Below are 19,210 nucleotides of genomic sequence, written 5' to 3'. Positions count from 1 at the left end.
TTTATATAGTTTCAGAAAAATATGAGCGACGCGTTAAAACACGAATGTGGAATTGCACTAGTAAGACTGTTGAAGCCCTTGGAATATTACAAGGAAAAATATGGAACAGCTTTTTACGGCGTAAACAAAATGTATTTAATGATGGAAAAACAGCACAACCGCGGACAGGACGGTGCGGGTTTTGCCAGCATTAAATTAGACGTTAACCCTGGGGAGCGCTATATTAGTCGTGTTCGTTCTAATGCAGCACAACCCATACAGGATATTTTTGCACAAATTAATGAGCGCATAAATCTAGAATTTGCAAACCATCCTGAATATAAAGATGATGTTGCCGCACAAAAAAAGAATATTCCTTATTTAGGTGAATTGTTACTGGGCCATGTTCGCTATGGCACATTTGGAATAAACAGTGTTGAAAATGTTCATCCATTCCTGCGTCAAAATAATTGGATGCACCGTAATCTGATTATTGCAGGAAACTTTAACATGACCAACACCAACGAGCTTTTTGACAATCTTATAAAGCTTGGAATGCATCCAAAAGAGAAGGCGGATACCGTTACAGTGATGGAAAAAATAGGTCATTTTTTAGATGATGCAGTTCGCAAACTTTACAAAAAGGCGAAAGCCAAAGGATTGACTAAACAGGAAGCCTCTCCCTATATTGCCGAACACTTAAATGTTGCTAAAATTCTTCGTAAATCTGCTGCTGATTGGGATGGGGGTTATGCCATGGCCGGCCTTTTAGGTCACGGTGATTCCTTCGTGCTTCGCGATCCCGCCGGAATACGCCCCGCATATTATTATCAAGATGACGAAGTAATTGTAGTTGCTTCAGAAAGACCTGCAATCCAAACCGTTTTTAATGTTCCTTTTGAAGAAGTAAAAGAACTTGACCCTGGTCATGCATTAATTATAAAGAAAGATGGTAGCATGAAACTTTCTGAAATACTTGCGCCTTTGGAACGAAGATCTTGTTCCTTTGAACGTATCTATTTTTCCCGTGGAAGTGATGCCGAAATTTATCAAGAGCGAAAAATGCTTGGAAAGCTTATTATGCCAAAAATTTTGGAAGCAATAAATTTTGATACTGAAAACTCAGTCTTTTCTTTTATTCCAAACACAGCAGAAACTTCATTTTACGGAATGCTTGAAGCAGCGCAGGATGAACTGAATAAACAGAAAAACGAAGCTATTCTGAACGAAAAGGAAAAGTTAACTCCAGAAAGACTTCAGCAAATACAATCGCATAAAATACGCACGGAGAAGATTGCTATAAAAGATGTAAAGCTTAGAACTTTTATTACAGATGATAGCAGTCGTGATGATTTAGTTGCCCACGTTTATGACGTAACTTATGGTGTGGTAAGACCTGACGATAATTTGGTAATCATAGACGATAGTATTGTTCGTGGTACCACTTTAAAGAAAAGTATTTTGAAAATGCTTGATAGGCTTCACCCTAAACAGATTGTTGTAGTTTCATCTGCACCGCAAATTCGCTACCCAGATTGTTATGGGATAGATATGGCACGTCTTGAACATCTGGTAGCTTTTCAAGCTGCTTTGGAACTTCACAAAGATCGTGGCACCTATGCGATTGTTGAAGAAATCTATCACAAATGTAAAGATCAGGTTGAAATGGAGGATGTTTCAGTCATTAATCATGTTAAAAAACTTTACGCACCCTTTACTGACGAAGAGATTTCAGATAAGATAGCTGAAATAATTAGTGAGGAAAACATTCAAGCAAAAGTGAAACTTATATTTCAATCTGTGGACGATTTGCATAAAGCTTGCCCAAAAAACCTTGGTGATTGGTACTTTACAGGAAACTATCCAACTGCCGGTGGTAATAGGGTCGTGAACCGTGCCTATATAAACTTTTATGAAGGTAATTCAGAGCGTGCCTATTAAATTTATTTGAATTTTAACACAGGCTTTGCCGTTTATCGGGAACCCACTCCACTTAATCGAATTTGTTGATTAACACTACTTTAGTGTCTAAAGTTGAATTATATTTGAACTTACCATAAGGCGTAAGTAGGTTAGGTCTATGGTAAGATTTGGGGCAAAAAAGGTAGGCGAAAGCCTGCCTTTTTTCATATCCAAATTGAGGTGAAGAATATTGTGGGTTATGTTATTGAGCTATTTCTACTTTTTTAGTGTTAAAATTTCTATACAAAAGATGATTTTTTGACTGATTATAATCAAAATATGTTTTTTAACGAAAAAACAGGTAATTCATCTAAAACCATAATTTTGAATACTTTATTGACATATATTTGAACATACCATTAGCATAAGTAGGTTAAGTTCATGGTAGATTTGGGGCAAAAAAAGGCAAACACTTGTTTGCCTTTTTTTATGCGCGAAATTTAGTAGAGTGATATTTTAAATAGAGCATTGTTTTTCAGATGAAGTGACTCTAGAAATTTTTCACCAAAACTTTCTTGAACAAGCGTGCTATTTTTTTTAAAAAAAATCCGCAACCAAAATTTTGATTGCGGATTTTTCCAGATTTTATATTTATAAGAAGTATTACTTATTCTTTGCGTAGTTAACAGAAACTTCTTCCCAGTTAATTACATTCCAAAAGGCACCTACATAATCTGGGCGCTTATTTTGATATTTCAAATAATAGGCGTGTTCCCAAACATCCAATCCTAAAATTGGAGTTCCGCCGCAACCTACTTTTGGCATTAACGGATTGTCTTGATTTGGAGTTGAACATACATCCACTTTTCCGCCCTTATGAACGCAAAGCCAAGCCCAACCTGAACCAAATTGTGTTTTTGCAGCTTCTGAAAATTTCTCTTTAAAAGCATCGAAACTTCCAAAGGCATCATCAATAGCTTTTGCTAAATCGCCCGAAGGTTTTCCACCGCCATTTGGGGACATTACTTTCCAAAAAAGACTGTGATTGTAAAATCCGCCGCCATTATTACGGACGGCTTTATTTTCCATATCAAGATTTGTCAAAATATTTTCTATGGTTTTTCCTTCCATATCGGTACCCTTAATGGCATCGTTCAATTTATCTGTATAACCTTGGTGGTGTTTGTCGTGGTGTATCTCCATCGTTTTAGCGTCGATGTTAGGCTCCAATGCATCAAATGCATACGGTAATTTTGGTAATTCGAATGACATAATTATATCGTTTTTTTATTGGTTATTACTAAATTCACTCAAATTTAGACAATCTCAACTCTTTAAAGTGTTATAGATTTTATAAGATTTCTATGTGGGTATAGATTAATTTGATTCCAAAGCTATAAAAACAGTATTTTAGTGCAAAATGACAATACCTTGGAAAAACAATCCTCCTTTTCTATTTATGATGCCGCAGCAGGGAGCGGAAAAACCTTCACACTCGTAAAAGAATATTTGAAACAAATCCTTTCTTCACAAAATGAGGATTATTTTAAACATCTTTTGGCTATTACATTTACAAACAAGGCGGTGGCTGAAATGAAACAACGTATCGTTGAAACATTGGTGAATTTTAGTGATGATAAAAGCGTTACAGAACCACTGCCGATGATGCTTAAAATTGCAGATGAAACAGGGAAAAGTTTGATTGAAATACAGATTCAATCCCGAAAAATTCTAAAAAATCTATTACACAATTATGCAGCATTCAGCGTAGAGACCATTGATAGATTTAACCATCGGCTTATTCGCACCTTTGCGCGTGATTTAAAATTGGCCACCAATTTTGAAGTTACGCTTGAAACCAATGAACTTTTAACCGAGGCCGTAGATTTGTTATTGAGCAAAGCGGGGCAAAACAAGGAAATTACAAAAGTGTTGCTTGATTTTGCACTTGAAAAAACAGATGATGATAAATCTTGGGATATTTCACGAGATATTGCCAGCGCGGCCAGATTACTTTATAATGAAAATGATTCGAGTCATGTTTCTATTTTGAAACAGAAATCCTTGGAAGATTTTTTGGAATTCAAAAAACAGTTGATTCTTAAAAAGAAAAATCTTTCGAAGGAAATTGAAACTATAGCTTCGAAGACACTTCAACTTATTGAAGAAAGTGGTTTGCAGCATTCAGATTTTACGAGAGGGACCCTGCCAAATCACTTTCTAAAATTGAAAGAAGGAAATTACAATGTGTATGCAAACAAACTTCAAGAAAATCTTGAAGAAGGAAAAGGACTTTACAAAGTAAAGGAAGATGCTTTGATAGTATCAACTATTGATAATTTAATTCCAAATCTCCTTTCTAACTATATTGAAATTAAGGAAAGTGTAAATAAATACAATCTTTACGATTCTATCTTAAAAAACATTACCCCGCTTTCCGTAATAAATTTGGTAAATCGAGAGATTGAAACGATAAAGGAAGAAAAAAATATTCTGCCCATTTCAGAATTCAATTCGCTTATAAATAAAGAAATTAAAAACCAGCCAGCGCCATTTATTTATGAACGTTTAGGCGAAAAATACCGCCACTTTTATATTGATGAATTTCAGGATACCTCAAAATTACAGTGGGAAAACTTGATTCCGTTAATAGATAACGCTCTGTCACAAATATTGGAGCCAAACTCTGGAAGCCTTTTGCTCGTGGGTGATGCCAAACAATCCATCTATCGATGGCGTGGTGGTTTGCCCGAGCAGTTTATGGATTTGTATGGTAATACAAACCCTTTTTCGAGGGAAAAAGAAGTACTTTCATTAGATACAAACTACCGTAGCTGTGCCCAAATTATAGATTTCAATAATCAATTTTTCACATTCGTCTCTTCCTATTTTGCAAATGAAGACCACGGAAGGCTCTATAAAAATGGAAACAAGCAAAATCAAAATAACAAAAAAGATGGCTACATTAAATTTGAATTCATTGAAAAACAAAATAAGGCTGATAAAGAACAAGCATACTCAAACCTAGTTCTTGAATCAATTAACAGTTTAAAGAGCAAGGGCTTTTCAGAAAGCGACATTTGTATTTTAACCCGAAAAAAAGCTGATGGAATTGTGCTTGGCGCTTTTTTAATGGAACAAGGTGTTTCTGTAATATCTTCGGAAACATTGTTATTGCAATCTTCCAATTTAGTGCAAATATTGGTTTTGTCATTGCAGGTTTGCTTGTATCCAAACAATGACGAAGCCAAAATTCAGTTGCTGGATTTGTTGCATGACCACCTAAATATTTCTGAAGAAAAACATACTTTTTTTACCGAGTTTTTAAATATTTCTGAAAATACATTTACTGAAAACTTAAAAAGGCATGATGTTGATTTTACGTTTTCAGAAATGCGCTCCGTTTCACTTTACGAAGCTTTTGAATACTGTATTGAAAAATTCAAAATTGCTGGTAATGCTGATGCCTATCTTTTCGGTTTTATGGATTTGGTATTTGAATTTGAACAAAAGCCGCAGGCCGATAAAATTTCCTTCTTGGATCATTGGGAAACTAAAAAGGACAGCGCATCCATTCCCGCCAGCGAAGGTACAAATGCAGTTCAATTAATGACCATTCATAAAGCAAAAGGGCTTGAATTTCCAGTTGTTATTTTTCCGTTTGCTGACATTCAATTATATGATGGGAAATACGATAAACTTTGGTATCCCTTGGAAAATGAAGATTTCAATTTTAAAGAAGCACAAATAAATTTTAAATCTGAGATTGCAAATTATGGCGAAGTTGGTGAAAAAATGTACAATGAACACAGAAGCCAGTTGGAGTTGGACACTATTAATTTGCTATACGTAACCTTAACGCGAGCAGTTGAAAAACTCTTTGTTTTTGCAGAAATGCCTAGCGAATCAAAAGATGGAATTCCTACAACCTATAACCATCTTTTTATGGAATTTTTGAAACAAAAGGGAATATGGAATAACGACCAAATGATTTATGAATTTGGGAAAAATTCAGAAAAAATTTCCAAAAAGAAAGAAATTGTTTCCCAAATGGAACCACAATATCTTTCAAGCAACCCCAATGTGCACGGATTGAAAATAGTTTCTTCGGAAGATATTTATTTAGATACTGACACGGCTGCGGCAATTACTGCCGGAAATCTGCTTCATGATACTATGGCTCAAATTTATTCGGAAGCTGATGCCGAGCGCGTTTTGAATGAATTGGAAGAACGGGCAATTATTCCAAAGAATGAGTTTGATACTCTAAAGAAAACAGTTGATCAAATTGTTTACCATTCCAATTTAAAAAAGTTGTTTGATGGAACTGACAAGGTTTTTAATGAACGCAACATAATTACAAAAGATGGGTTGATTTTAAGGCCCGATAGAATAAATATCAGTTCAGAAAACACTTCAACTTTAATTGATTATAAAACAGGCAGTCCCAATATTTGGCATAGCGATCAATTGATTGATTATGCAAATGCATTGCAGGATATGGGTTTTATTGTTTCAGAAAAAATGCTTATCTATAGTAATGAGGGTGAAATAGTAATAAATAAAGTTTAATTTTGAAACTTTAAATAAAGCATAATTATGTACGGAAAAATAAAGGAACATCTACAGAAAGAACTCGAAGAAATAAAGGATAACGGCCTATATAAAAAGGAACGAATAATAACATCGCCACAAGATGCTGAAATTACTATTTCTACTGGGGAAACGGTTATAAATTTTTGTTCTAACAATTATTTGGGCTTGTCGTCCCATAAAGATGTGATTCAAGCAGCTAAAGATGCAATGGACACGCACGGTTTTGGAATGTCATCTGTCCGTTTTATTTGCGGTACGCAGGATATCCATAAAGAATTAGAGCAAAAAATTGCTGATTTTTATCAAACAGAAGACACCATATTATATGCCGCAGCTTTTGACGCCAATGGCGGTGTTTTTGAACCACTTCTGGGCGAAGAGGATGCAATCATTTCAGATTCTTTAAACCATGCTTCAATTATAGACGGCGTGCGTCTTTGTAAAGCCGCTCGTTATCGCTATGAAAACAGCAATATGGAAGATTTGGAAAAGCAACTTATTGCTGCAAACGAAAAGGGAGCCCGTTTCAAAATTATTGTTACAGATGGGGTATTTTCAATGGATGGTTTAGTTGCTCCCTTGGACAAAATTTGTGATTTGGCGGATAAATATGATGCAATGGTCATGATAGACGAATGCCACGCTGCTGGTTTTATAGGTGATACCGGAAGGGGGACTTTGGAAGAAAAAGGTGTAATGGGCAGAATAGATATCATTACAGGAACGCTAGGTAAGGCTCTTGGTGGCGCTATGGGCGGTTATACTACTGGTAAAAAAGAAATTATTGAAATACTTCGCCAGCGCTCTCGGCCATACTTATTTTCAAACTCTTTGGCACCCGCAATTGTTGGGGCTTCTATTAAGGTGTTTGAAATGCTTTCTAATGACACTTCCCTAAGAGACAAACTTGCAGAAAATACCGCTTATTTTAAAAAAGGAATGAAAGAAGCGGGATTCGATATTATTGATGGAGATTCTGCTATAGTACCCGTAATGCTTTATGATGCGAAGCTTTCCCAACAAATGGCAGATATGTTATTGGAGGAAGGAATTTATGTAATTGGATTCTTTTTTCCAGTAGTACCAAAAGGCAAAGCCAGAATCCGCGTACAGCTTTCAGCAGCGCATAATAGAGCGCATTTGGACAAAGCAATAAAAGCCTTTATTAAGATTGGAAAAAAATTGGAGGTAATTGGTAAGTAAAACCAGTATTTACGTATCAAACACACTGATTTTAGGAAAATTTTATTAGATTTGCTTTTGTTTATAAAATTTAACAACTTACTTTTGCTCATAATTAACACTTAAAAATTAAACAATCGAATATGAAACATCTTAACAGATTATTAGTTGCTGCCATTCTATTCATGGGAATAGGAGTAGCGAACGCGCAAGACGAAAACAATCCTTGGGCTGTTGAAGTTGGTGCAAACGCTGTTGACGTTTATCCAGCCGGACTCAATGAGAATCAAGTACGTATCCCAGCTGCTGCTAGAGGGGATATTTTTGACGAGTATTTTAACGCAAATGACCACTGGAACATTCTTCCTTCAGTTTCTAGACTTGCTATCAGTAGATATATTGGTAGTGGTTTTGTATTTACTGCCGCTGGTTCTATCAACAAAATTGATAAATTAGGCGACATTTCTGTAGATGATTTGAGTTACTACAGTGCTGATGGTGAAATTAAATATAGTTTCAGAAATCTAGTTAACGGTCCAGGTGGATGGTTTGATCCTTCTCTTGGTATTGGTGGTGGTTACACTTGGGTTGATGATATCGGTTTTGGTACTGCTAATGCAATTGCAGGTGTTAAGTTCTGGTTCAACGACAATATAGCTCTTAACTTACAATCAACTTATAAAAATGCATTTGAGGATAGCTACGGAATCACTCACTTCCAACATTCTGCTGGTATTGTATTCCAATTTGGTGGAAAAGATACTGATGGTGATGGAATCTATGATAAAGATGACGAATGTCCTGAAACTCCAGGTTTAGCTGAATTTAACGGTTGTCCTGATACTGACGGTGACGGAATTGAAGATAGAAATGATGCTTGTCCTAACACTCCAGGTTTAGCTGAATTCAATGGTTGTCCTGATACTGACGGTGACGGTGTTGCTGATCCACAGGATGAATGTCCTACTGTTGCTGGTTTAGCTGCTCTTAACGGTTGTCCAGATGCAGATGGTGATGGTATCGCTGATAAAGATGATGCTTGTCCAAACGAAGCTGGTCCAAAAGCTAACAACGGTTGTCCTTACAAAGATAGAGATGGTGATGGTGTTCTTGACAAAGATGATCAGTGTCCAGATGTTGCTGGTACTGTAGCTAACAAAGGTTGTCCAGAAGTTTCTGTTGAAATCATTAAGCAATTGAATGATTACTCTAAAACAATTTTGTTTGACTTAGGTAAATCTACTATCCGTAAAGAATCTTACGCTGTACTTCAAAACATTGCTGATATTATGAAAGAATATCCTAATGCAAGTTTCGAAATTGAAGGACATACAGACAGTCAAGGTAGTGATGCATTAAACATGAAATTATCTGACGCAAGAGCTGCATCTGTAAAAGATTACCTTACTACTATAGGTATGCAAGGAAACAGATTGACTTCAGTTGGTTACGGTGAATCAAAACCAATTGCAACTAATGCTACTAAAGCAGGAAGACAACAAAACCGTCGTGTTGAAATTTCTTTAAAGAAATAATTTCAAACGAAAGTTTTAAATAAATTATATTTAAACGCCTCCGATTTTTCGGGGGCGTTTCTTATTTTTAGGCTATGGTAACATTCCTTCAAGAAACTCTAGCCCACATAAAAAATAACCATTCAGATTTATCTGAAATTACCTTTATTCTTCCTAGTAAAAGAGCGGGAGGGTTTTTGATGCAAGAATTAAAAAAAGAAACTTCAAAAACACAATTTGCGCCACGAATATTAGATGTTGAAGAGTTCATACAAGAGCTCTCTAACATTGCAATAATTGACAATACTGAATTGCTTTTCAAAAGTTATCAAGCTTACTTAGAAACCTCTTCTATCCTTGAAAAAGATGATTTCGAAACCTACTCCTCTTGGGCAACTACCTTACTTAACGATTTTAATGAAATAGATCGATATTTGGTTGAACCAAAGCCATTTTTTAGCTATTTATCAAGTATTAAAACTTTGGAACGTTGGGGGGTAAGTGATGAAAAAACTGAACTAATCAATAATTATTTACGCTTTTGGGAAAGTCTCCCATCTTTTTATGAAAACATACAATCGCTATTGCTAAGAGAAAGTGTGGGCTACCAGGGTATGGTATATCGCGAGGCGGTTTCAAACCTCGAATACTATATTAACAATAATGAAAATAAGACACATATTTTTATTGGTTTTAACGCCCTAAACATTGCTGAACAGCATATAGTACAAGGTCTTTTAGAGACTGGAGATACCACGATTTATTGGGATACCGATTTTGCTTTCTACAACGATTCAAAACATAGTGCGTCTTACTTTGTAAGAAAATATATAAAGGAGTGGAAATATTTTCAAGACGAAACACCCAATTTTATCTCTTCTAATTTTGAAAGACCGAAACATTTTCAACTTGTAGAGGTTCAAAAAAATGTTGGACAAGCAAAATATGTTGGTGAATTGCTTTCACAACTTTCAGATGATGAAATAAATAAAACTGCAATTGTACTTGGAGATGAAAATCTACTAATTCCTTTGCTTTATTCCCTTCCGGAAAATGTTAGGAATGTGAATGTTACAATGGGCGTCTCGTTAAAAAACTTTCCCGCAGTTGTTTTTTTTGAACTACTTTTTGCCATTCATCTACGAGATACAGAAACACTATATTATAAAGATATACTTTCAATCTTAAATCATCCCTTGGGAAATAATTTAATTAAAAATGGACAAAGTATTGCCAATACCCTAACGCGTGAAAACATCACTCACATTTCTTCTGAAAAGCTTTATGAACTTACAAAAGATGTAGAAAATAATAACCTTCAACTTCTTTTTAAAGATTGGAATGATGATAGTAAAACTGCTGTAAATATTTCACTACAAATACTTTCTGAACTCCAAAAAACGCAAAAAATAAACGCAATCGATCGCGTTGTACTAGCTCAATTAACGGCAATTTTCAGTAAAATTGAAGCACTTAATGAACAGTTTCCTTTTCTTAAATCAATCAAAAGTATGCTGCTTATTTTCTCGGAAATGGCTTCTTCAACTTCGCTTGATTTTGAAGGTGACGCTTATACCGGACTTCAATTAATGGGAGTTTTGGAAACGCGCGTACTCGATTTTGAAAATGTGATAATCACTTCTGTAAACGAAGGTATCTTCCCCTCAGGAAAGTCGAACGCTTCTTTTATAACTTACGATTTGAAACAACAGTTCAATCTACCCATTTATACTGAAAAGGATGCTATTTACACTTATCACTTTTACAGATTATTGCAGCGCGCAAAAAGTGTTACTTTACTTTATAACAATCATTCAGAAGGTATAAATACAGGTGAAAAGAGCCGTTTTATAAGACAATTGGAAATTGAAAATCATAAAAACCATACTCTTGAAAAACAAATTGTTTCACCCAAAGTTCATATTAAAAAGCAGTCCTTAAAGGAAATCAAAAAAACAGAAGCTGTAATGCAACGCATTCGTGAAATTGCCGAAAAGGGATTTTCGCCTTCTGCGTTAACAAGTTATATCCGCAATCCTTTGGATTTTTATTTTCAGAAAATATTGAAGTTGAACGACTTTGAAGAGGTAGAGGAAACAGTAGCGGCAAATACTTTAGGAACCATTGTCCATGACACTTTGGAAACATTTTATCAACCTTTGGAGGGGGCTAACTTGAGTATTCAGAACTTGTTGGATATGAAGGAGCAGATTCACGAAGAAGTAACAAAACAGTTTATAAAAACGTTCAAAGGCGGCACTTTTTCCAAAGGAAAAAATCTTATCATTTTTGAAGTAGCAAAACGTTACATCTCAAATTTTATAGATCGTGAAATTTCTGATGTTAAAGCTGGAAACAGTATAAAAGTCATTAAAATTGAGACTAATCTTACTTTGGATATTCTAATTCCAGAACTAAATTTTCCAGTAAAAATACATGGAAAAGTAGATAGAGTTGATGAATATAATGGCCAACTCAGAATAATTGATTATAAAACTGGATTGGTAAATCAAGGCGATGTAGAAATAATTGATTGGGAAGTATTGAACCAAGATTATAAATTCAGCAAAGCCTTTCAAATTTTGACATATGCTTTAATGATGAACAAAGAAATTCCTATAAATAATGCTGAAGCAGGTATAATTTCATTTAAAAATTTGGGCAGTGGATTCTTGAAATTTGGAACAAAAACTTCGGCATATAGTAAGCGTGATCAACAAATTTCCGCAGATACATTAGAGAAATTTACAGTTGAATTAAAGAAATTAATTTTAGAAATTTGTGATCCAAACATTCCCTTCATTGAAAAAGAAATAGACTGATGCTAATTAGAAAAAACCAAATACTCACTTCCGAAAATAAAAAACCAATTCTGTATGATGTTTTCTATAATGAAAACAAAGAGCCTCAACCGGTAGTAATTTTTTGCCACGGTTACAAAGGTTTCAAAGATTGGGGGTCGTGGCATATAGTTGCAGAAGCTTTTGCGGAAGCAGGCTATTGCTTTGTGAAATTCAATTTTTCACATAATGGGGGTACAATAGAAGAGCCCATAGATTTTCCGGATTTAGATGCTTTTGCTGAAAATAATTTTAGTTTGGAGCTGGATGATTTGGATAGAGTTTTAAATGAAATTGAAAATGGGAATGAATTTTTTCCAGAGAAAACCTCAACCATTTCCTTAATTGGTCACAGTCGGGGTGGAGGCATTGTATTGATAAAAGGTGAAGAGGATAAGCGTATTGAAAAAGTGGTAACATGGGCAAGTGTAAGTGATTTTAAAGCACGATTTCAAGAGGGAACGGAGGAATTTGAATCTTGGAAACTAACAGGTATTACACACGTTGAAAACAGCAGAACGAAACAAATGCTCCCGCACAACTTTCAGTTTTATAAAGATTTTAAAGAAAATGAAAACCGGTTTTCAATCCATCGTGCTGTAGAAAATTTAAGAATTCCTCAACTCATCGTTCATGGAAGTGATGATCCAACGGTTTCTCTAGAAGAAGCAAAATTGATTAAATCATGGAATACTAATAGTGAATTGGTAATAATAGATGCCGCAGACCACGTTTTTAACGCAAAACATCCTTGGGAGGAAAGCAGTTTACCTGACATTTTAAAAAAAGTTGTTGAAAAAACAATAGATTTTTTAAATTGAAGCTTGTATTGAAAAATTTACTATTTTTGGCATCCTAATCAGTCAATGTTTCTGTGCTCTGCGAGCTATTAAACACTTTAAGGGGGATTAGCTCAGTTGGCTAGAGCGCTTGCATGGCATGCAAGAGGTCATCGGTTCGACTCCGATATTCTCCACAAAAAACCACCGCGAAAACGGTGGTTTTTTATTTTATTCCTGAACAGGTAAAACCAAGAGTGGTTTGCTTGTATAAAATTCCTTTTTTAGAATTTCGTTCTTTTCCCAAAGCTTTTTGAAAAAACCGCGCTTACGTCTAATGACGCAAAGCATATCTGGATTATATTGCTGAAAATATTCAATTACCCCTTGAAAAGTTGTCGCAGCTTCCACTTGTGTATAAGTAGTCTGTAATGCTTTTAAATTATCGGTTACGTTTTTCATTTCCTCTGTACTTTCGGGAGTTTCCACGTGAAGAACGTTAACTTCTGTACCAAAACTGTTTTTGAATTGACGAACGGCTTCCAAAAGTTCATCTCGTTCAAAAGTGCCGTTTTTGAAAGCCATCAACATCGTTTTTGGTGGCTGAAATTTTCCTCCTTCGGGAACAACTAGAATTGGAATGTTTGTTTGTTTTAAAAGTTTGCCGGAAGTTTTTCCCAAATAAACTTCTTCTTTTATAGAGTTGCTTCGCGGAGAAAGGACCATTAAATCTATTGGCACTTGTTTGCTTATTCGTCCTATTCCTTCCAAAACTTCACCTTTTACTGGGTGTGCAATTACTTGGACTCCCTTTTTATCCACTTGTGAAAGCACTTCATCCAAACGGTTTTCAGATTCTTCTTTTAAAATGGCATTCACTTTTGAAAGACCGCCAACTTTTGAAAGTTCCTGAAATACAGAAACCACATACACATTCGCACTTATAGATTCGGCCAAATCTATGGCATATTGTAAATTACTGATTGAGTTTGGTGAAGACCCAACGGGTACCAAAATATTTTTCATAATCTGAAACTTCTTTTTTAATTGAATGCAAAATTAAGGTTAAATATCATTAAACGTATAATTGTTTAACAATTTGAAATAATTATAAATTTTTATATCAAAACCATTCTGCTATACTTTTCACATTTCCGTAGTTTTGCTTTTCCAAAATGCTACATACAGACATTTCTTTTAAACGAATCCAACAACTCGCCATTCCAGCTATTATTTCTGGGATTGCAGAGCCGGTACTTTCTGCCACAGATGCCGCTGTTGTGGGAAATATAAAAGATTTCGGTATCGAATCTCTTGCAGCTGTAGGGATTGTTGGTTCTTTTCTTTCAGCTTTAATTTGGATTTTAGGGCAGACCCGAAGTGCTATTTCTGCCATTGTTTCACAAAATCTGGGTGCCGGAAAATTAAAGGATCTTCACAATTTTCCTGCGCAAGCAATTTATTTCAATATTGCCCTCAGCATAATAGTATTGTTTTCAACCTATTTTTTTGTTGAAGAAATTTTTAAATTACTTAATGCTGAAGGAATGATTCTTTCTTTCAGTATTGATTATTACAACATTCGCGTTTGGGGCTTTCCGCTTACGCTTTTCACTTTTGCGGTTTTTGGACTCTTCCGCGGACTTCAAAATACCTTTTGGCCAATGATTATCGCAGCCATTGGGGCTGTGCTAAATATTGGTCTGGATTTCGCATTGGTCTATGGAATTGACGGATATATTTCACCTATGGGAATTAAGGGCGCAGCTTGGGCAAGCCTTTTCTCACAAGCAGTAATGGCTATCATTGCTTTTATTTTTCTTATGAAGAAAACTGAAATCTCATTAAAACTGAAACTTCCTTTACATCCTGAAATTAAACGCTTGGTCAATATGAGTTTAAATCTTTTTTTACGCTCCGTGGCTTTAAATACTGCACTAATTCTTGCAACCCGCGAAGCTGCTGATTTGGGAAAGGAATATATTGCCGCACACACAATAGCATTCAATATTTGGATTTTCACAGCTTTTTTTATTGACGGTTACGGGGCTGCAGGAAATATTCTGAGCGGAAAACTTTTGGGCGAACGCAATTACAGCTCGCTTTGGAAACTAACCAAGAAAGTAAATCTATATAATTTTGGAGTTGCTGCCATGCTCGTCCTGGTTGGGCTTTTACTTTACGAACCTTTGGGCCTTATCTTCAATAAAGATGAAAAAGTGCTTTCTATATTTTATAGCATGTTTTTTATGGTGCTTATTTGTTTGCCATTTAACGCAATGGCATTTACGTTAGATTCCATTTTTAAGGGGTTGGGTGAAATGAGCTATCTAAGAAATGTATTGTTGGGAGCAACCATTTTCGGTTTTATTCCAGTGCTCTATTTTTCAAAGTATATGCATTGGGGTTTAATAGGAATTTGGGCAGCACTTATAGTTTGGGTAGCATATCGCGCGGTAGCGTTGATGATCAAATTCCGAAGAAAATATATTCCGCTAATTGAAAATTAAATACATTTACTAAAAATCGTAAGCAATGGATATTCTTAAATTTCTCGGTGGCCCCGGCCTTTTTTTAATATTGGCAGTTTTAGTTATTGCTGTTGTGGTATATCAAAAATTGAAGAAAAAATAGTAAAGAATGCGTTAGCGTGTTTTTAACCAACCGGTAATACTCAAACGCTCCGAAGCTTTTACCACTTTCACTTCGTGTTCTAACAATTGACTTTCAAAAATAACTAACCGTCCCGGAAGTGGTAAAATACCTAATGCCTCTTTTTCAGTATAAATAGTAAGCTCGCCACCATTTTCGGGAAGCCAATTATCCTCGTTCAAATAGCAAACAATGGAAAGTTTTCGACGATCATCGTTTTGAAAAGTGTCTAAATGCCGCTTGTAAAAAGTGCCTTTGGGATAAACGGCGTAGTGAAACTCTTTATGTAGAATTCCTAAAAAACAGGTTTTATTTAAGTAATTGACAAGCTCATTTATTTTCTTGAAGAAAAGCAGTTCGGCATCATTAGCATTCTTTTCATCCATCCAGAGAATAAAATCGCCGCGTATCGTTTTATCAATTTCTTCGTTGGTACGATTGCCAATTGCCGATTTTTTAAAACGATCTGCTTCATATTTCGCAAGTAATGAATTGCGTAAAATGGCAACTTCTTCCGAAGAAAAAAAATTATTTACAATGCTGTATTGCTGCTTAAGCAGGTTGGCAATAATATTTTCAAACAGCGGGTTTTCAATAAATTCCAGTTGTTCAAAAAGTTCTTCGGTCATTTTCGTTTCCTTTAAAAAAGTGGACAAATATATGCTAGAAATCTATAGGTTTTCAGAAAATAATTTTCCTTTCAAAAACAGTATCTTTGAAGCCTAAAGTAAAGCCATGCAAGCAATACGAATTACCAAAATTTTTTCTTTTGAAACCGGTCACGCCCTATACGGCTACGACGGTAAATGTAGAAATGTTCACGGGCACAGTTATAAGCTTTCTGTAACCGTAATTGGTGCTCCAATTGAAGATAACAAAAACGTAAAATTTGGGATGGTTATAGATTTTGGCGATCTAAAAAAAATAGTAAAGGAAGAAATTGTAGATGTTTTTGATCATTCCACCGTTTTCAATAAAAACACGCCGCACGTAGAATTGGCAAAAGAATTAAGCGATCGCGGCCACAGTGTACTACTCGTAGATTATCAGCCAACCAGCGAAATGATGGTAATTGATTTTTCTGAAAAAATAAAAAACCGTTTACCAAAAAATATTCAGCTTCACTCCCTAAAATTACAGGAAACCGACAGCAGTTATGCAGAGTGGTTTGCTGGGGATAATTAAACCGAATCTCTTTCCTATCTTTGAATATGCAAATTCCGCCAGGTAAAAAAATATACTTTTCTAGCGACAACCATCTTGGCGCGCCCACACAGGTCGAAAGCTTGCCACGCGAAAAAATTTTTGTGAAATGGCTGGACAGTATTAAACACGACGCTGAAGTAATTTTCTTGCTCGGTGATCTTTTCGATTTTTGGTTTGAATACAGAACCGTTGTGCCAAAAGGCTTTATACGTGTTTTAGGCAAGTTGGCTGAACTTCGTGATAGTGGTATTCAAATACATTTTTTTGTAGGAAATCACGATTTGTGGATGCACGACTATTTTGAAAAGGAACTGAATATTCCCGTTTACCATAACCCCAAGGAATTTGTATTTAATAACAAGCATTTTTTTATAGGCCACGGCGACGGAAAAGGTCCGGGTGATAAAGGTTACAAAAGAATGAAGAGAGTGTTTACCAATCCATTCTTTAAATGGCTTTTCCGTTGGTTACATCCAGATATTGGCGTGCGTGTGGCACAGCATCTTTCAGTAAAAAATAAATTGATTTCTGGCGACGAGGATAAGCAGTTTTTGGGTGAAGATCGGGAATGGCTGGCACAATATTCAAAACGAAAACTGGAAAGTAAGCATTTTGATTATTTCATCTTTGGCCATCGTCATTTACCAATGGAAATTAAAGTAGGTGAAAACTCAAAATATTATAACCTTGGCGATTGGATAAACCATTATACCTACGGCGTTTTTAATGGGGAAAATTTTGAGCTGAAAACATTTACTCCATAATATCTTTCAAACGAAGCTGTAAGCTCACATTTCCCTGCCATTCGTTTTCATCAATACAATAGGCAGCTTTAAAGGGTTTTCCGTTGCAAGCAATATCACTTTTTTCAGCCATACTGAAACCAATTCCTGTAAATTGATTGGAATTTCCTTGCTTCACCACAACACGTAGATGTGTTTTGTCCTCACCAACACATTTCCCCCAGCCAGTATCTTTTAAGTTTTGTGTCATAAACGTTGGCGTCATATTTCCTGGGCCGAAGGGTGCAAACTGTTTTAAAATTCTGAAAAATTTTGGAGTAATTTCATTTAAATCAATTTCGGAATCTATTCTAATTTCAGGTGTAAGTAAATGCGGATCAATAGTTTCAGAAACTACACGTTCAAATTCATTTTTAAAGTTTTCGAAATCTTTTTCGAAAAGGGTCAAACCCGCCGCATACATATGTCCGCCAAATTGTTCAATATGCTCTGAGCAGCTTTCCAAAGCATTGTAAACATCAAAACCTTTTACGGAACGGGCGGAAGCAGCAAGCTTCTCACCACTTTTTGTAAACACCAAAGTTGGACGATAATAGGTTTCGGTTAAGCGGGAAGCCACGATACCGATAACGCCTTTGTGCCAGTTTTCTTGATAAACCACCGTGGTCTTTCGTTCTTCCTCTTTATTTTGAATTATTTGCTGAAGCGCTTCTTCTGTAATTTGTTTGTCGGCTTCTCTGCGATCTGTGTTGAAGGTTTCAATTTCAGCAGCATAGGTTTCAGCTTTTTCAGAATCAGTTTCTGTAAGTAAGGTGACGGCGTGGTTTCCGTGTTTCATCCTTCCGGCGGCATTGATGCGTGGAGCGATAATGAAAACTACATCAGTAATGGTGAGCGTTTCTTTTTTTACTTGTTTTAAAATTGCCTGAATTCCCGTCCGCGGATTGCTGTTTATCACTTTCAGTCCGTAATGTGCGAGTATTCTATTTTCGCCAGTGATTGGAACAATGTCTGCCGCAATTGCGGTGGCTACCAGATCTAAATAAAGCAACAAATCTTCAATTTTCTGGTCTCTTTTTGTTGCCAACCCTTGAATCAGTTTAAACCCAACGCCGCAACCACAGAGTTCTTTGTACGGATATTCACAATCTTCGCGTTTTGGGTCGAGCACCGCAATGGCTTTTGGTATTTCCTTTCCCGGTCGGTGGTGATCGCAGATAATGAAATCGATATTTTTTTCAGAAGCATAAGCCACTTTTTCAATTGCTTTTATACCGCAATCCAAGGCAATGATTAGCGAAAAACCATTGTCCTCAGCATAATCAATTCCTTTATAGGAAACTCCGTAACCTTCGTCATATCGGTCAGGAATGTAAGTTGAAACATTTGGATAATAACTTTTTAAATATGAAGAAAGCAGCGCTACACTTGTAGTTCCATCCACATCATAATCGCCGTAGATTAAAATATTTTCTTCTTTTTCGATTGCTTTTTCAATTCGAAGAACGGCTTTGTCCATATCCTGCATTAAAAAAGGATTGTGAAGATCGTCCAGACTTGGGCGGAAAAATTTTTCGGCTTCCTCAAAAGTTTCCACACCGCGCTGTACCAAAAGGGAAGCGATTATTGGTTCCACCTTCAAAGCTTTTGAAAGCGAATTCACTTTTTCGGGATCGGGTTTTGGTTTTATGGTCCAGCGCATATACTTCGTAAATTCAAAAGATTAAAATTACAAATTCCAAAAATGGATTGGTTGTGAATATTAAATAAAGGGGAGAGTTGTAAAATTACAAATTCTATTTTGTATTTTGGAAGTT

General features: G+C 35.7%; 13 protein-coding genes and 1 tRNA gene. 10 read left to right on the top strand and 4 right to left on the bottom strand.

What is annotated here, in order from left to right; genetic code table 11:
- Nucleotides 1-21: 21 nt before the first annotated feature.
- A complete protein-coding gene (locus AEQU1_RS01815; RefSeq protein WP_111878318.1) occupies nucleotides 22-1,920 on the top strand; it encodes an amidophosphoribosyltransferase in 1,899 nt (632 codons plus the stop codon).
- Nucleotides 1,921-2,544: 624 nt separating this feature from the next.
- On the opposite strand, the gene AEQU1_RS01810 is transcribed toward AEQU1_RS01815, so the two are convergent.
- Entirely contained in the window at nucleotides 2,545-3,153 is a 609-nt protein-coding gene (locus tag AEQU1_RS01810) for a superoxide dismutase (RefSeq protein WP_111878316.1), read from the bottom strand.
- A gap of 159 nt (nucleotides 3,154-3,312) precedes the next feature.
- Between AEQU1_RS01810 and AEQU1_RS01805 the strand changes: the two genes are divergently transcribed.
- From AEQU1_RS01805 to AEQU1_RS01780, 6 genes are all read left to right on the top strand, one after another.
- A complete protein-coding gene (locus AEQU1_RS01805; protein WP_220092302.1) occupies nucleotides 3,313-6,453 on the top strand; it encodes an exodeoxyribonuclease V subunit beta in 3,141 nt (1,046 codons plus the stop codon).
- 27 nt (nucleotides 6,454-6,480) lie between these two features.
- Nucleotides 6,481-7,680, top strand: coding sequence for a glycine C-acetyltransferase (kbl, locus tag AEQU1_RS01800; protein WP_111878313.1), 1,200 nt, complete (start codon nucleotides 6,481-6,483; stop codon nucleotides 7,678-7,680).
- 122 nt (nucleotides 7,681-7,802) lie between these two features.
- A complete protein-coding gene (locus tag AEQU1_RS01795; protein ID WP_111878311.1) occupies nucleotides 7,803-9,194 on the top strand; it encodes an OmpA family protein in 1,392 nt (463 codons plus the stop codon).
- Between the two features lie 74 nt (nucleotides 9,195-9,268).
- On the top strand, nucleotides 9,269-11,995 hold the full coding sequence (locus AEQU1_RS01790; RefSeq protein WP_111878310.1) for a PD-(D/E)XK nuclease family protein: 2,727 nt from the start codon (nucleotides 9,269-9,271) through the stop codon (nucleotides 11,993-11,995).
- On the top strand, nucleotides 11,995-12,834 hold the full coding sequence (locus AEQU1_RS01785; protein WP_111878308.1) for a S9 family peptidase: 840 nt from the start codon (nucleotides 11,995-11,997) through the stop codon (nucleotides 12,832-12,834). Before AEQU1_RS01790 ends, AEQU1_RS01785 begins: the two co-directional genes overlap by 1 nt.
- 81 nt (nucleotides 12,835-12,915) lie before the next feature.
- Nucleotides 12,916-12,989 (top strand) — tRNA-Ala (locus AEQU1_RS01780).
- A 34-nt stretch (nucleotides 12,990-13,023) separates the two neighbouring features.
- On the opposite strand, the gene AEQU1_RS01775 is transcribed toward AEQU1_RS01780, so the two are convergent.
- Nucleotides 13,024-13,818: a universal stress protein gene (locus tag AEQU1_RS01775; RefSeq protein WP_111878307.1), complete on the bottom strand. Its 795-nt coding sequence runs from the start codon at nucleotides 13,816-13,818 to the stop codon at nucleotides 13,024-13,026.
- 149 nt (nucleotides 13,819-13,967) lie between these two features.
- Between AEQU1_RS01775 and AEQU1_RS01770 the strand changes: the two genes are divergently transcribed.
- Nucleotides 13,968-15,302, top strand: a complete 1,335-nt coding sequence (locus tag AEQU1_RS01770) for an MATE family efflux transporter (protein WP_111878305.1) — start codon at nucleotides 13,968-13,970, stop codon at nucleotides 15,300-15,302.
- Between the two features lie 135 nt (nucleotides 15,303-15,437).
- Here AEQU1_RS01770 and AEQU1_RS01765 read toward each other — a convergent pair whose 3' ends face one another.
- Nucleotides 15,438-16,073 carry a 2OG-Fe(II) oxygenase gene (locus AEQU1_RS01765; RefSeq protein ID WP_111878303.1) on the bottom strand — a complete coding sequence of 212 codons (636 nt, stop codon included), beginning with the start codon at nucleotides 16,071-16,073 and terminating at the stop codon, nucleotides 15,438-15,440.
- A 106-nt stretch (nucleotides 16,074-16,179) separates the two neighbouring features.
- Between AEQU1_RS01765 and AEQU1_RS01760 the strand changes: the two genes are divergently transcribed.
- Both AEQU1_RS01760 and AEQU1_RS01755 read left to right on the top strand, forming a co-directional pair.
- Nucleotides 16,180-16,629 (top strand): 6-carboxytetrahydropterin synthase, encoded by a 450-nt coding sequence (locus AEQU1_RS01760; protein WP_111878302.1) that lies wholly within the window; start codon nucleotides 16,180-16,182, stop codon nucleotides 16,627-16,629.
- A 26-nt stretch (nucleotides 16,630-16,655) separates the two neighbouring features.
- Nucleotides 16,656-17,414, top strand: a complete 759-nt coding sequence (locus AEQU1_RS01755) for a UDP-2,3-diacylglucosamine diphosphatase (RefSeq protein ID WP_111878300.1) — start codon at nucleotides 16,656-16,658, stop codon at nucleotides 17,412-17,414.
- Here AEQU1_RS01755 and recJ read toward each other — a convergent pair.
- Nucleotides 17,404-19,095 carry a single-stranded-DNA-specific exonuclease RecJ gene (recJ, locus tag AEQU1_RS01750; protein WP_111878299.1) on the bottom strand — a complete coding sequence of 564 codons (1,692 nt, stop codon included), beginning with the start codon at nucleotides 19,093-19,095 and terminating at the stop codon, nucleotides 17,404-17,406. The genes AEQU1_RS01755 and recJ overlap by 11 nt on opposite strands.
- Between the last annotated feature and the right edge of the window lie 115 nt (nucleotides 19,096-19,210).

This window comes from Aequorivita sp. CIP111184 (assembly GCF_900489465.1).
GTDB lineage: Bacteria > Bacteroidota > Bacteroidia > Flavobacteriales > Flavobacteriaceae > Aequorivita.
This window is presented reverse-complemented; position numbering and strand designations above follow the sequence as displayed.

Excerpts from the sequence above, each read along its gene's own strand:
- AEQU1_RS01815 (WP_111878318.1), top strand. The coding sequence starts at position 22 with ATGAGCGACGCGTTAAAACACGAATGTGGAATTGCACTAGTAAGACTG.
- AEQU1_RS01810 (WP_111878316.1), bottom strand. The coding sequence starts at position 3,153 with ATGTCATTCGAATTACCAAAATTACCGTATGCATTTGATGCATTGGAG.
- kbl (WP_111878313.1), top strand. The coding sequence starts at position 6,481 with ATGTACGGAAAAATAAAGGAACATCTACAGAAAGAACTCGAAGAAATA.
- AEQU1_RS01795 (WP_111878311.1), top strand. The coding sequence starts at position 7,803 with ATGAAACATCTTAACAGATTATTAGTTGCTGCCATTCTATTCATGGGA.
- AEQU1_RS01790 (WP_111878310.1), top strand. The coding sequence starts at position 9,269 with ATGGTAACATTCCTTCAAGAAACTCTAGCCCACATAAAAAATAACCAT.
- AEQU1_RS01785 (WP_111878308.1), top strand. The coding sequence starts at position 11,995 with ATGCTAATTAGAAAAAACCAAATACTCACTTCCGAAAATAAAAAACCA.
- AEQU1_RS01775 (WP_111878307.1), bottom strand. The coding sequence starts at position 13,818 with ATGAAAAATATTTTGGTACCCGTTGGGTCTTCACCAAACTCAATCAGT.
- AEQU1_RS01770 (WP_111878305.1), top strand. The coding sequence starts at position 13,968 with ATGCTACATACAGACATTTCTTTTAAACGAATCCAACAACTCGCCATT.
- AEQU1_RS01765 (WP_111878303.1), bottom strand. The coding sequence starts at position 16,073 with ATGACCGAAGAACTTTTTGAACAACTGGAATTTATTGAAAACCCGCTG.
- AEQU1_RS01760 (WP_111878302.1), top strand. The coding sequence starts at position 16,180 with ATGCAAGCAATACGAATTACCAAAATTTTTTCTTTTGAAACCGGTCAC.
- AEQU1_RS01755 (WP_111878300.1), top strand. The coding sequence starts at position 16,656 with ATGCAAATTCCGCCAGGTAAAAAAATATACTTTTCTAGCGACAACCAT.
- recJ (WP_111878299.1), bottom strand. The coding sequence starts at position 19,095 with ATGCGCTGGACCATAAAACCAAAACCCGATCCCGAAAAAGTGAATTCG.